Genomic DNA, 14,683 nt, shown 5'->3' with positions numbered 1-14,683 from the left:
GTGCCCTGATTGGTTAAGTCTTCAAAAGTATTTTTTATTAATGAGTCAAGCATAAAGGCTAACTCACCACTCGTCAGCAATAAGCCGCCGAGTGGTCATTTTCTTCTGGCAATGATTAGTTAACAGTCACGGTAATCGCCAAGGACTTACTGACGCCATTCGCCACATCACCGATTGTCCAAAGGCCGGACGTATGGTCATACGTGCCATCGCCAGTTGAGCTGACATACGTAACACCCGTGGGGAGCTTATCCGTGACGGCAACACTCGTAGCGTTATCTGCGCCACCATTGGTGACAGTCAGGGTATACACCACGGTTTCACCGCGTTTGACGCTGGTTTTATCTGCCGCTTTGGTCAAACTCAAGTCTGCCTTGGGTACATTCGGCGCAACAAAGAAACCAAAGTCCACGGATTTGTTGGAGGCAATATCCGGCCACGCATCGCCATCATCATCGGAATTATCGGTACGTAACGCTTCGTTTTCAGGTTCTGCCGGAACGTCTTCCAAGGTCACTTCGCCTGACACCAAACCGAGGGTGGCATCCGTCGTTACACCGTTGTCATTGTTGTCAACGTTCGTATCGGGGGTCGCTTCTTCGCCAACGGTAGACGAATTCAAACCTGCCAAAGCGGCTTGCGCCATAGGGGTTGGAATAGCCACACGGTACTTGCCTGCTGCCAAACCTTCAAAGATGTAATGACCATTCGCATCCGTTTTGGTGGTGGCAATGACGGCGTTAGTGCTGTCGATCAGGTTAACATCCACATTGGCAATACCCGCTTCCCCCACATCGGCAATACCATTGTGGTTATCATCTTTCCACACCAAGTTACCCAAACGGTATTTGATGGTCGGCACGATGATTCCCACTTGACGCGGTTCTGCGGTATCCAGACGTTGGCTATTGGATTGTTGCGTCACGCGGTGCGCCATTGAATTCCAGGCTGGGCTGAAGTACTTGCTGTTACCCACAATGCTCGGCGGTGCATCCAACGGCGCCAGCATCGGTACATTGAAGGTCAAGTTTTTCAGTGGTTCCCAATACGGAGCAGCCGCAAACGCCGCTTTGATACGGAACGCGGTTACTGTGGAAAAGTCTGCCGGAGCAGCCGTCCAATCATCCGTACAATCGGCTTGCCAATGGTTAGCGGGGGTTTCGGTTGCCGTGGAAGACACTTCCGGGCGACACGGGTTCGCAGCGCTGGAGTACTCAAATACCGCGCCTGCTGACGTGGTATAAGCATCTGCTGGCGTAATCGCCCCCGTTAATACAGGCCGCCACAAGCTGCCACGCTGCAAAGTAGACACGGGTTGACCAACCCCTGTATCCCCTTTCACGGGTAATACATCGTACAAAATGTAGTTGGTCAGCGGCTCATTACCCTTGTTGCTAACGATAAGTTTGTAATCAAACGCACCGGCGTGTTTCACCTGCGCCACGCATGGGAAGCGGGTGTAGCCATCACCATCGTTAGGGCATTGCTCATTGGTCACGACTGGGTTAGTCAACGGATCATCGACGTTAGGATAAGTTGGGAACTCACCTTTCACCCATTTTTCAGCCGATACAATCGCTGCGGAGGTAACATTAAAGCCGATGGAACGATCACAGCTTGCATCGCTGCTACTGCCGTCACCATCCAAATCATTCGCATCGACACCAACAGTATTACGACACGTAAACCGAGCGTTATCTACAAAAAAAGCCGCATCATTAGTATACGTACCCACCCCTGTACCGGGTTTAACCTTGGTCGTAAAACCAATCCGCATCCAATTTTCTAACGGAAAGTCACCCGCATTTGCTATCCCTGCCGAACCATCTTTACGCACTGAACCAGCCGGTGGTGTATCAGACCAACTAAAGCGCAGTAAAGTACGCCCTGTCCCCTTATAGTCAGGAATTACTTCCAAATTCGGTTCAGGAAACTCACCCCAAGCCAAACTAAATGCCGTGAAACTGTCAAAATCTAATGTGGCAGGCAATAAATCTGTCACGACAGGATTGTGTGCCGTACCCGTAGAATCATCCCAGACATGCTCGACGTGCAGCCTAAATTCCACCGTGTCGTCGGGGCGGAAACTACTACCATTCATCACATCCTTGTACATCTGCATGGCAGGTGTGGCCTCTTCTACAAAAGAGTCATCACACATCTCACCCGATAAACCGGTGGAATTATCAAATTTGGTGAAGCTACCTACGACACAGTTTTTAACAGCCACGGGGTAAGGCCCTGCTACTGCTGATGTATCAGCCGTCACAATACCCGCCCAATACGGATTAAATTGCCAACCACGCGGTACGGCTGGGCCATCGGGACCTAAGTCTTTAAATTGCCAGCGTAAACAGGTAACGCCTGCTGGCAAATCCAAACCATCTGGGTTGGAGTTACTGGCGGCATCAGTCACCAATGCCGTGTAATTAGCTGCTTTACAATCCCCCGCATCGGTGGAATAGCCCAAGGTCAGCACGACGTTACTACCACTGGGCGCATTCGTGGTGGGCGGAGAATTCCACTCATTCACATACACTTTTGTCGGCACAATACCTGTCGGCGTTACGGGCAAAGTGTCATAGAGTGTCAAATTAGGTACAGGTGCATTAGATCCATAAGTATCCGCGCGAATACCCCAGTTGAAGCCAGCGGACGATGAACCAGCCAAAACATCTTTCGCCCACTTGTACAAACCGACACCCGGTGTTGGCTCGCCAATATCCTCAGTAATTGTCGCATTCGGCCCAATAGCGCCTTCATTAGCATTTGCACTGAGCGTATTGGTAATGCTAGTACCAATCGGGAACGTCGCGACTGGGTAACGCAATGTGTAGGCTTTCGTGACGCATACTTCGGTGTTGTAATCTTTACCCGTGTACAGCGTAGCTAAATCCTGATTACCCAGTGTCCAGACTAACTCGCTACCGCTCACGGTTGCCCCGCCGTTATTGACGACGACTGCTCCGGCTGGGAACGCATCTTTAAGGGAAACACCGCTCAGGCTCACATTGCCCACAGCGGAATTTGAGCAGAAATCTACCTGATAACCCACATCCGTATCCGGCGCAGGTTTCAAGTTAGTCGCAGGGGAAACTCGCGCTTTTTTCAATGTCCAGTTGGGTGCTGTTGCACCCACCGTCACGGTATTAGCGGTAGAAGGCACGCTGGCATTGCCCGCTTCATCCGGCGCAGTAATCACCGCCGTGGCAGTATTTGCTAAGGCAGTCCCTTGTGCTGTCCCTAATTTGACACGGGTCGCAACATCTATATTAAAACTATCACCGCCGTTGAACGGTGTATCTTTGGTAACTTTGATTAATGAACTGGCGGCACTACAAGAGACCACCGTAAAACCACTGGGTACTGCGCAATTCACCGCCTCAAGCTCTGGCGGTAAATTATCCTCAATAACCAAGGTGCCACAATCTGACGTTAAACTGGAACACGCCAACCGAAAACGGTAGTTGACTGTTTCGCCTGGTTTGGCGGTCGTCGGTGTCAACAGTTCTTTGGTGAAGGTTTGTGTGCCGGTTGCCTGAGATGGCGATGCCATCAGTAGCAACGCACTCGCCCCCACGCCCAACCAAGCGGCTGGAATGCTTTGTTTACGCATATTGATATCCCATTATTGTTTTCATTCACACACAGGAAAGGAGCATTGCGCCCCTTTCCCGTATCTCACGCGTTACAAAGGTGAATTACTTCACAGTAGCGGTAATTTTCAGCAACTTACTTTCGCCGTTAGCCATATCACCCACTGTCCACATGCCAGAAGCCGTGTCGTATTTGCCTGTACTGTCATCGCTGACATAGGTCAAACCGGCTGGCAACTGGTCTTTCACTGTCACGGCAGTGGCAGCATCGGGACCTTTATTGGTCGCTTGCAGGGTATAGATAACGGTGTCGCCACGGCGCACTGTCGTGATCGCAACATCTTTGGTATCAGTCACCACTTTGGTCAACTCAATATCCACTTTTGAATCAACCGTGATGGTGATGTTAGCAATGTCATGGTCGTCTTCATCGCCATCCGTATTGTCGATCGCATCATCGGTAATCTTGGTTTCGTTCGCGGGATTGGTGTCTGGCGTAGAGTCTGCATCAGTCACTGGCTTGCCGTCTTTATCGGTTGCGCCACTGATTTCTGCCGCGTTTTGCACTGTACCGGCGGTTGCATCCGCATTAACCGTTAGGCTGATGTCGACGGTTGTTTTACCGCCTGCTGCCAACGTCGCAATCGGCGTATTCAAGGTGGCAACACTGCCAACTGCCGTCCAATTTGCATCAGACAAGGTGAAACCCGCTGGAATGTAATCAGTGACCGCTACGTCTTTCGCATCCACGTTACCTTGGTTGGTAATTTCGATGGTGAACTTAACCGTATCACCCGCTTTAACGCTGGTTGCTTGATCAGTTGCCAAACGCTTGACCAATGCCAAGTCGAAGACGGGTTTTGCAGAGAACGTAACTTTGGTATCTTCCACTTCACCGTCAACCAATGCACCGGTAGCTTTGGTGCCATCAATGGTGTCGGTACTCAAACGGCAGCGTGCATACGTGCCGTCTTTGGTTTTGGCATTAGAGCTGGCATCCGCTGGTGCTGCTGGCATGATCACATCAATGATAGAATCCGCTGCACCAATGGCGACGGGTGCACCACTGTATTCGCTGGTGTCAAACGTACCGCTACCGTCGAAGTCAATCCAGCAACCCAAGGTCGCCGCTTTATCGGTAGTATTGGTTGCCGTCACTTTCAATGTCACCGCCTGACCATCCGTCAGAACAGGCACGCTGTAACCGTCTTCATCTGCACCGTCACCATCCGCTGCTGCATTCGGTTGACCATCCGCTTCATCATCCACGGTAGTACCCAGTTTCAAGCCCGGAATGATTTCGTGTTTCGCAGCGGTTGCACCTGTTGTTCCGTAGGTATCAGGTGCATCACCCAAATCGAAGATGGAAGTTACGGTCAACGGCGCACACGCTTCATCATCTTCATTGGTTGCCTTGGTAACAGCATCCAACAATTCTGCCTCAGTCGCTTTGTTGTTCGGTGTGGAATCGGTATCCGCTTCGGTCACCGCTGACACTTGTGCGCAGTTGGTGATGGTGGAATCTGCCCAAGACTGGTTAGCCGCAGACAACACGCCCACAGCGCAGAAAGTCAACAGCAAGGCTTTTACATTGGTCATTTTTTTCATCGTTATCGCTCTCTTTTATTATTAACTAATTATTTTCGCCCGAAAAAGACTACCATTCATCCGCCTAGCAAACAATCAGCAGACGGATGAACGGCAAGCACTTAGTTCAGCGTTACCGTGATCTTCAGCACCTTGCTGTCACCTTTGGCAAGGCTACCCACAATCCATTCACCAGTAGTCTTGTTGTAACTACCCAAACCATCATCGCTGCTATAGGTGACACCTGCGGGTAGCGTATCCATCAGTTTCACGCCAGTGGCATCGGTGGTGGTACTTTCGTTAGTGACCATGAGGGTGTAAACCACCGTTTCACCGTGCTTGGCGGTGGTTTTATCCGCTACTTTGGTTAAAGCCAGATCCACTGCTACTGCTTTTTTCTCGTAGGTATACGCCACACAAGCGGCTACTGACCCCGTAGTACGCTGTACCACTTGCACATTGCCGCCACCGCCTGTGGTGGATAAACCCGACATGGTTTCGTAAGGCAAGTTAATCACCTCTCCCGGAGTCGCAGCAAGGAAATCAGCGGGGGTGGTATACGCTACCGTCTTACTGTTCGAGGCATAGAGCCAATCAGGCAGCGTGAACGCAGATGTGCCGTAATAGTCCAGAATGCCATCAGCAACGGTCAAGTTTTTGTAACCCGTATCGTAACGGGTGACCGTATCCACCGTGGTGGTATTCGGTAAGGTCAGATACCCATCAACACTGCTGACGATTTTGACTTTCTGGGTTTGTGCAGCAGAGTTTTCCGAAGCAATCAACTGACGCGTCGCGTTATAGGAAGACACGCTAACCCCGGTCAACGTCCCCAATGACCCATCAAATTTGGGCAAGGACAAGGTTTCATTCAACTCAGTCGGCTTGAAGGGCACAGCATCACAATGGACGATCGTGTTATCCGCCATCACCAAACCCGCATCCCACTGGCGCTGATTATCGCCTTCTGCCAAGATAATGTTAGCAGTACGCCCTGTCGTCGCATCCGCATTGCTGTCGGCGGTGTCATCGCCGCCTTGCAACGCCGTGGTAAAGCTATAACCTGTCGGTGCAACAAATTCGACTTGGTACGTATCCGGCAACAAATGGGTAAACAGATAAGCACCCTTGGCATCAGTAAACGCTGATTTCACCACCGCACCATCACTGACGCGAATCAGGTTAACCAACACACCCGCCACCGCAGGTTCACCACTGCTTTGCACGCCATCTTTATTGGTATCTTGCCAGACATAATCGCCCAAGGTTGCCCCTTGCACGATCTCCACTTTATAGTCTTGCACTTCACCATCCGCCGCATCTCCACCCGGTGACAAACCACCAGCGGTACTTAGGCGGAAACGGGCGTAAGTTGCACCTGCTTTGGCATCGGCGGGTACAGTGACATCCAGCGGTAGTGAGCCTTGGTCGATTAAGGACGATGCTTTAATCGCTTGGCTAACCGCTACTTGTTCGCCGCTATCCTCAAAATCGCCGTCGCCATTGAAGTCGATCCACGCATCCAGTTTTGCAGTGCTGGTTTTAGGTTGGGTAGTCCCCACACCAATGATGGCATTTTCATCCGGCACTAGCTTCGTCAGAAACTGAATGCCGTCTTCGTCGACGCCATCGCCATCAGCAGCAGCGTTGGGTTGCCCATCGGTTTCCGCATCCACCACCGCACCCAGATTCAAACCCGCCACGATGGTGTGGCGTGCGCCCCCCGCCGCTAGTGTGGTTTTGTACATGTCTGGGGCATCACCCAAATCAGCCGTTACTTCCGGCACAACGGGACAAGGTGCAGTGAATTTACCCATATTCAGATCAATGCCACTGGCGGTTTGCGTCAAATCCATCGGCTCAATGATCAATTCAACAGCCCCAACTTTGGTCAGGTCTGCACCACTGCCTGCCACGGTCGCCAGTGAGAATGTCACCGGAATATTGGTGGAAGTCCCCGTCTGGGTGTTGTCGTAAGCAAAAACTGACTCGGAAACATTGGCAGCGCCAGAGTAGATGCGCAATGTCACTTTGAAACGCTCCACATCAACGGAATTAACCAGCATCCCAAACGCATCGCCACTACTGAGATCCACCCCACCTAACCCATTCGGGTTTAAGGTATCAGCATTATTATCATTGCCATCCCATACAATCGTGGCTTTACTGAAAGCACCCGACCCGTTGGTAAAGTCGATAGAACCATTGCCTGCACCATCATCGCCGACATAAAACGTGCCGTTATAGACTGCGCTACTTTGCAATTTCTCCAGCTTCATGTCGCGTTCGCCGCCCAAAATGGAAGCATCATCCACCACTGAGCTGAGTACGGGCGTGGTGTTATTGGCTTCCAAGTATTGAGTGACTAACATCGGGTCAAGTGGCTTGGCACACGCGGCTACTGGCTCAATGGCATACAATGGCTGAGATGCAGACACCATAGCAATGGAAGCCACAGCAGTGGCAAGACTGAAGGAACGGGAAATTTTTTTCATTATTGAAGCCCACTGTTGTGATTTTTATAAATAGTATTTATTCTAAGAAAATAATCAGATAAGTAGCAATAAAAAGCGGATAAAAGGACTATTCGTAATCGTCCTAGCCGCCATCCTCCAGCGCCGCCCCCACGAACTGCCACGTATCATCCCCCACCTGATAACTAAACCGAAACACCCGCTTGTAAGGATTATTCTCCGCAGGCAAGCGGAAACCGAACTCCAGCTCCTTCGCCTGCATCACGTACTGCCCCTGCCTGTTCTGCGTAAACTCGATTTTGCGCACACTCGTGCTATTTCCATCCGGCAAGGTTACCAGCGCAAATTCGTGACGCACATCCTGAGCAAAATCCCCCTGCGCATCTAACGCCACCGAATAGACATCGGAGGAACGTGCCGCCCCGAAATACAAGCGCTTGTGTTGCACACCATTGAACACGCCAACACCCAGCGCATCCACACTATCCAGTTGGCTCTTCACCTTTTTCGTGGCAATGTCGATGCGATAAATCCGCCCATTGGCTTGCCTAGGTTCAGAACCTGCCACCGATGACACGTACAAACTGTGCGTATCACAATCAAAAAACAGCCCCATCGTCCCAAACGGATTCGCGGCAGAAGGCGGCGCAAACGCAGGCAATTCCAACCACAACGCCATTTCGCCCGTTGCGCCATCAATCCGGTAAATACGATTTTGCAAGGCAGGTGGATTTTCGGCAAGGCTCACTTCCGGTGCAGGCGTAACGTAAATATTGCCCTCATGATCACGCGCAAACGCCCCCACATGCCCTGCATCATCCCACGTCGGGTGTTGCCACGCTTGCCCCGTTTGCCCATTCAGCAAGCGTAACCCCGTGTAACCTCGTTGGCGGGTATCAATCGCCACTTGCGTCCCCAAGCCCGTCTTGCCGATAAACGCAGGCATTGCCTGACAAGCATTCGCCACGCCCGGCTTGAAATTCCCCATATCCGGCTCGCCGCACGCACTCAGCAGGCATCCCACTGCCGCTATTGCCACTACGTTACGCATCACGAAGCCCCCTTCACTGGCACAAACATCGGCCCCGACCAGCAAGGCCACACCTCAACATTTGCCACCCCGTCTTTCACCCGCGTATCCGCCCAGCAATATTCACTGCCCGGATTACCGTCGTTCTTCATTTGCGGCACGTACCACAGCACGGTATCTTTACCCTGTAACGGTTCAGCAGGTTCGATGAAATGTTCCGGTCCCTGCTGATAATCTTTGTTACAACACGTCCCCAGCGTCACAGTGTCCCGCTCACCCTCTTCCGGCTTATACGCGCTGAAATAGGTAAACGCCTTATCGCCACGCCCGCCATCGCCAAACTGCCCGCGCCCCGGTTCGACGTAGAACCCCGCACCATCCTGCCCCGTCACCCGATACTGATAGCCTTCGTTGGTGAACTTGGCATCGTCTTGCAAACGCCACTGCTCCTTATCCCACGCGCTCCAATCGGCGCCATTCCATTCCGCAATCGTATCCGCACTGCTCGCGCCGCCAGCATCCAAATCAATCCGTACCACCGGACGGTACGTCCCATCCGTTCCACAACCGCGCCCGAAGTCAGCTTGCGCCACGCGGAAACGCCCATCTTTATAAAATTCAAAGCGTTGCACGTAACGGTAATTGCACGGTGTAGGCCACGGCGGCTGACGGAAATCCTGCACTACCGCAAACCCCACTTCCTGTCCATCTTTCACAATCGGCTCAACTTTAGGGCCGTTATAAGCAATCACCACCGCCGCACTGAACAGTGGGCAACCAATCGCATCGCTATAGCCAAAGCCTTCCCGCGTCGAATAACTCACATGCCAATCCAACACCTTGGCATTTTTCAGCACCTGCTTACCGTTGAATTTCACGTTGGAAAGCTGCAAACCATCTGAGCCGGTGATCACATAATCCATATCCCAACCCGACTGCGACAAGCTATTCACTTTTTCACAAAAATTGCGGAAGGTGGTTTCGTTTTCCAAACTGCGTTCCGTCACCACGGTTTTGGGGCCACTGCTACCCAAATCTGTCCAGCGCGTCCCCACCAGCTTGCCATCGGTCAAATCCACAATTGCCCACAGCGCATCGTTTTCAAACACATAGGTCGGCGCAACACACAAATGGTGCGAACGTTCACACATCGAATCCTGCAAGGCGGTCTTGAAATCCTTCTTATCCGGCTGGCGGTTTCTATCCTGCAAAATCGCCTGCACTTCGGGTGCTGCCCCCGCAATCGCCGAGGCTAATTCCACCAAACGCGGCGACAAATCCGGCTGGGCATAATTTTGACGACTCACCCCCAACACTTGCTGCTTGCTAACATCCACAAACGCAATCGTGGAGGCATTGTGGAAATGGTCGTACATCTCCACCCGCCAGCATTCCGCCTGCGCACACGGTCCTGCATTGCCGTTGAAATCCGCAGGCAGGGCTTTGCGCACCGTCATAATTTCATTGCGCAACGGCGCGTTAGTTTTTTCATCACGGGTAAATTTGAGAAATTCGGGGTTGGCGACCGCCAGCTTTTGCGCCAGTTGTGCGTTGGCTTCCGGCAATTCTTTATCATTCAGCAACAACACGGGAGGATCAGCTTGCAATGCTGCCTGTACACGCTGCCAATAATCAGCGAGTGGCGGAATGTTGGATTGCAGTTGTTCACGCGGCACGGCTTGCGCTAAGGTGCTGGTATCGGCGAATTTATCAACAGTGGGTAAAGTGACGGATGACGGTTTATCTTCCCCGCAGCCCCCAAGCCACAGAGAAAAAAGGCACAAAATAATGCCTGAATGGATTTGCATGATTAGCCCTTCTATAGGTCGGGCTTCAGCCCGACATCTTCTCCAACGTCTAGCCCGGCGGCCAGCTCAACGCCCGCCCCGCCAACAAATGCAAATGAATGTGAAACACGCTTTGCCCCGCGTCCGCCCCACAATTCATCACCACGCGGTAGCCTTCATCCGCATAACCCGCATCCGCCGCGATTTTCTTCGCCGCCAAATATAACTTGCCGACCAATGCGGCATCTTCAGGCTGAATATCATTGATCATCGCAATGTGTTTGCGCGGAATAATCAGCACATGCAGCGGTGCTTGTGGGTTGATGTCGTAAAACGCGATGACATCCTCATCTTCATACGCCAGCTTTGCCGGAATTTCACCCGCGACAATCCGGCAGAATAAACAGTTGCTCATCAGTATTTTCTCCGTCCTTCAAAAGCGTGGGACAGCGTGCCGCTATCGACGTATTCGAGTTCGCTACCCATCGGTACACCATGCGCGATCCGTGACGCGGGAATGCCGCGTTTTGCCGCCAGTTCGCTGATGTAATGCGCGGTTACTTCACCTTCCACCGTAGGATTAGTGGCAAGAATTAGTTCCTGCACTTCGCCCTCATCCAGCCGCGCTTCCAGCACATCCAGCCCAATGTCGTCGGGACCAATGCCATCCAACGGCGACAAGCGCCCACCCAACACGAAATAGTAGCCACGATAGCCCGTCGCCTGTTCCACCGCCACCACGTCGGAGGGGTGTTCCACCACGCACAGCAACTGCGGTTGCCGTGCCGGATTCGCGCAAATGCGGCAGGTGTCGTGTTCGGTAAGGGTGCGGCAACGCGAACAGTGCTTGATGTCACGCATCGCCCGCGCCATCACATCGGCAAGGCGTTCACCGCTGCGCCGGTCATTTTCCAGCAAATGGAATGCCATGCGCTGCGCGGTGCGTGAACCGATACCGGGCAGGCAGCGCAACGCATCCACCAATTCTTTCAGCAGCGAGGATTCGCTCATGCTTAAAACGGCATCTTGAAGCCGGGAGGCATTGGCATCCCAGCAGTCACACCCGCCATGCGCTCGCTCGATACTTCTTCGAGTTTGTGAACAGCATCGTTGAAAGCGGCAGTGATCAAATCTTCGATCATGTCTTTATCGTCTGCAAACAGGCTAGGGTCAATGTTGACGCGCTTGCATTCGTGCTTGCCGGTAATCACCACAGAAACCAAGCCGCCACCGGATTGCCCTGTGACTTCCATCGCAGCAATTTCAGCTTGCGCTTTCTGCATGTTTTCCTGCATTTTTTGCGCCTGCTTCATCAGGCCGCCCAGTCCAGCTTTACCCATCATGGTATGTATGTCCTCATTGTGTTCAATAGGTGGCAGTTTACTACACTAACTGACATTTGTGCGCGGGCGGATGCTACCCGGTACAATCACCGCCCCAAATGTCGCTTGCAATTGCTGCACAAACGGGTCATTGATAATCGACACTTCAGCGGCGACTTGCCGTTCAGCAGCTTCGCGCAAGATACGTTTTTCAGGCGTTTCTTCGGTAATAAGGGTGAGTTGAAAGTGAAGCTTGATTGCTCGCCCATAATGTTTAGCTAAGGCTGCCTCCAGTTGCGTTTCGGCGCTGGGGCTTTGCAAACTCGACCCGCTTTCGTCCAGCAACAGCGTAATCTGATCGGCGGTGACGCTGCCCAGCAAGCAATGTTGCGCTAGCGGTAACGCCATGCCGGAGAGATTGAGTTGCGGGTAAATCGTGTGCCAATCGTTAGCAAGAAGAGGTTGTGGTGGTGGAAGGGTAGCCACAATATTCGCGTTAACTTGAAGATTTTCTTCTTTCTTTGCCGCTTCTTTCTCTTCAACTACAATTTTTTTTTTCTCAACTGGCGCTGAGTGTTGGTGAGATTGACCATCATCGAGCCGGAACGCCAGCATTCGCAATAACAACATCTCAAACCCGCCTCGCGGATCGGGCGCTAACGGTAAATCACGCCGCCCGTGCAGTGCCATTTGGTAATACAGTTGCACATCCGCAGGTGACAGCAATTTCGCCATCTCTGCCACGTCGGCATCCGCTTCATCCGCCGTCACCACTTGCTGCACCGCAATGCTATGCAACAGCGACAGGAAACTGTCGGCAGCAGCGGTAAAATCGGTCGTTAATTGCGCCATTTGTGCAACGATAGCAAGCATTTTTGCACCATCATCATCGGCGACCGCTTGCAGCAAACCGATCAAATATTCGTGCGGCAATAAACCGAGCATGTCCTGCACATCGTCTTCGCTGACCGCTCCACCGCCCGCCACGATGGCTTGATCAGTCAAACTCAACGCATCACGCATACTGCCATCGGCGGCACGCGCTAACAGACGCAAGGCACTTTCGCTAAACGGAATGTTTTCCTGTTCCAGCACATTCGCCAGATGCCCGCTGATCATATCCACTGGCATTCGCTTCAAATTGAATTGCAGGCAACGCGACAGAATTGTGACGGGCAGTTTTTGCGGATCAGTCGTCGCAAACAGGAATTTGACGTGCGGTGGCGGTTCTTCCAGCGTTTTTAACAAAGCGTTGAAGCTATGACCGGAGAGCATGTGAACTTCGTCGATCAGGTAAATCTTGAAGCGTCCACGGGTCGGCGCGTATTGCACGTTGTCCAACAAATCGCGGGTATCTTCGACTTTGGTGCGTGATGCAGCATCGACTTCGATCAAATCAACGTGGCGACCTTCAACGATTTCACGGCAACTGCGGCATTCACCACAGGGTTTGGCGGTCACGCCGGTTTCACAGTTGAGGCATTTGGCAAAAATACGCGCTAACGTTGTTTTACCCACGCCACGCGTGCCGGTAAACAAATAAGCATGATGCAGGCGTTGTTTGCCGTCATCCCCTTCGAGTGCATTCATCAAGGCTCGCAATACGTGCGCCTGACCGACCATTTGCTGAAAGTCTTGAGGCCGCCATTTTCGTGCAAGAACTTGATAACTCATGGGATAAACAGTGGGCTACTAGAATTTTTAGAATGGTGGCAGCCTACACCAGCCACATCCCGGCGCCCGAATCAGTAGCTGTTGCTGCTCCCTTCCGGGCCTGACAAGGTTCACTACTTATCGTCGCGGGAGAACCAATGCAGGCCACCATTGCGAAGAACGACGAATTATGACGGAATTGACCCACCACGACAAGGCATTTGCGAAATCATCAGCAAACCCCGTGCGTTCATAGAAATTAGATTGCTTAATGTAAGTTGATTGACTATAAAACAGCATTGGCAGTTATTCCACCTAACTGCCCCCCGTTGAGTATACTTAAGGAAAAGCGCTTATGATCCGCAAGATATTGATTGCAGATGATTCCAATACTGAACGCCTGCACTTGACCCGCATCCTTGAAACCGCCGGTTTTCAGGTCATCGCTGCGCAATCCGGCAATGAAGCCAAAGCGCTGGCGGAATCGCAACAACCGGATCTCATTCTGCTCGACATTATTATGGATGATGGTGATGGCTACCAAGCCTGCCGGGCGATTAAGCGTAACCCCGCGACCCAGCATATTCCGGTGATCATGGTATCCAGCAAGTCCAATCCCGTTGACCGACAATGGGCACAAAAACTCGGCGCGAATGACTACATTGTGAAACCGTATACCGACAACGATGTGTTGCAACAAATCGCCAAGTTGTGACCGTTCACCCGCTTTTGCAATGATTCCAGCAATAAAAAACCATCAAGGAATAACGAAATGCAAACGTCATCCGCAGCGGTCGCGAACCGATTTTGCTATTACATAGGCGCACATGCGGTGCTATTGGAAACAGACATCCGTGCCGAAGTGTTGAGTGGGCAAACGATGTACCCTGTACCGTTTGCGCCGACGTGGTGTGCGGGCTTGATCAGCTTACGGGGCGAACTATACCCCATTATTGACATGCACCACGTTTTGCAAGGGCAATCCTTCAACAAAACGCCACAATTGCTGCTAATACAACACCCACGTTTCCCCCCGATTGCGCTGACCTGCGATGGCTATCCACGCCAGTTAAAGCTTTCTCAGGATGCGCTGGAAGCACAAGCGGGGGAGAACTTGCCAGGGTGGATTCCACACACCCTCACCCATGAAGGAAGCCGCTTATTAGCCGCTGATCACGGGCGCTTATTACGGCATTTACAACGCACACAAGGAAGTTAACACCGCTTATCATAC

The 14,683-nt window shown here is 52.1% G+C and carries 11 protein-coding genes and 1 other RNA gene; 2 read left to right on the top strand and 10 right to left on the bottom strand.

Going from position 1 to position 14,683, the window contains the following annotated elements:
* Positions 1-115: 115 nt before the first annotated feature.
* From J1836_RS10615 to ffs, 10 genes are all read right to left on the bottom strand, one after another.
* Positions 116-3,616: an SdrD B-like domain-containing protein gene (locus tag J1836_RS10615; protein ID WP_207251058.1), complete on the bottom strand. Its 3,501-nt coding sequence runs from the start codon at positions 3,614-3,616 to the stop codon at positions 116-118.
* An 85-nt stretch (positions 3,617-3,701) separates the two neighbouring features.
* On the bottom strand, positions 3,702-5,204 hold the full coding sequence (locus J1836_RS10610; protein WP_207251057.1) for a CLIPPER-2 domain-containing protein: 1,503 nt from the start codon (positions 5,202-5,204) through the stop codon (positions 3,702-3,704).
* A gap of 101 nt (positions 5,205-5,305) precedes the next feature.
* Positions 5,306-7,678 carry an SdrD B-like domain-containing protein gene (locus J1836_RS10605; RefSeq protein WP_207251056.1) on the bottom strand — a complete coding sequence of 791 codons (2,373 nt, stop codon included), beginning with the start codon at positions 7,676-7,678 and terminating at the stop codon, positions 5,306-5,308.
* 103 nt (positions 7,679-7,781) lie between these two features.
* Positions 7,782-8,711, bottom strand: a complete 930-nt coding sequence (locus J1836_RS10600; RefSeq protein ID WP_207251055.1) for an SMP-30/gluconolactonase/LRE family protein — start codon at positions 8,709-8,711, stop codon at positions 7,782-7,784.
* Positions 8,708-10,495 (bottom strand): hypothetical protein, encoded by a 1,788-nt coding sequence (locus tag J1836_RS10595; RefSeq protein WP_207251054.1) that lies wholly within the window; start codon positions 10,493-10,495, stop codon positions 8,708-8,710. The genes J1836_RS10600 and J1836_RS10595 overlap by 4 nt, the downstream gene beginning before the upstream one ends.
* A gap of 49 nt (positions 10,496-10,544) precedes the next feature.
* Positions 10,545-10,889 (bottom strand): histidine triad nucleotide-binding protein, encoded by a 345-nt coding sequence (locus tag J1836_RS10590; RefSeq protein ID WP_093070978.1) that lies wholly within the window; start codon positions 10,887-10,889, stop codon positions 10,545-10,547.
* Positions 10,889-11,485, bottom strand: a complete 597-nt coding sequence (gene recR / locus J1836_RS10585; protein WP_207251053.1) for a recombination mediator RecR — start codon at positions 11,483-11,485, stop codon at positions 10,889-10,891. The genes J1836_RS10590 and recR overlap by 1 nt, the downstream gene beginning before the upstream one ends.
* Before the next feature lie 2 nt (positions 11,486-11,487).
* Complete coding sequence (locus J1836_RS10580) at positions 11,488-11,817, bottom strand: YbaB/EbfC family nucleoid-associated protein (protein WP_443735672.1); 330 nt, start codon at positions 11,815-11,817, stop codon at positions 11,488-11,490.
* Between the two features lie 45 nt (positions 11,818-11,862).
* Positions 11,863-13,470, bottom strand: coding sequence for a DNA polymerase III subunit gamma/tau (dnaX, locus tag J1836_RS10575; protein ID WP_207251052.1), 1,608 nt, complete (start codon positions 13,468-13,470; stop codon positions 11,863-11,865).
* 43 nt (positions 13,471-13,513) lie between these two features.
* Positions 13,514-13,610: signal recognition particle sRNA small type (ffs, locus tag J1836_RS10570), an RNA gene on the bottom strand.
* Between the two features lie 194 nt (positions 13,611-13,804).
* On the opposite strand from ffs, the gene J1836_RS10565 reads away from it, so the two are divergent.
* Together J1836_RS10565 and J1836_RS10560 are read left to right on the top strand one after the other, a co-directional pair.
* Complete coding sequence (locus J1836_RS10565) at positions 13,805-14,164, top strand: response regulator (protein WP_207251051.1); 360 nt, start codon at positions 13,805-13,807, stop codon at positions 14,162-14,164.
* 57 nt (positions 14,165-14,221) lie between these two features.
* Complete coding sequence (locus tag J1836_RS10560) at positions 14,222-14,668, top strand: chemotaxis protein CheW (protein WP_207251050.1); 447 nt, start codon at positions 14,222-14,224, stop codon at positions 14,666-14,668.
* The last annotated feature ends 15 nt before the right edge of the window (positions 14,669-14,683 follow it).

Source organism: Thiothrix fructosivorans (genome assembly GCF_017349355.1).
GTDB lineage: Bacteria > Pseudomonadota > Gammaproteobacteria > Thiotrichales > Thiotrichaceae > Thiothrix > Thiothrix fructosivorans.
Note: the sequence above shows the minus strand (reverse complement) of the source record. Positions and strands in the feature narration are given on the sequence as shown.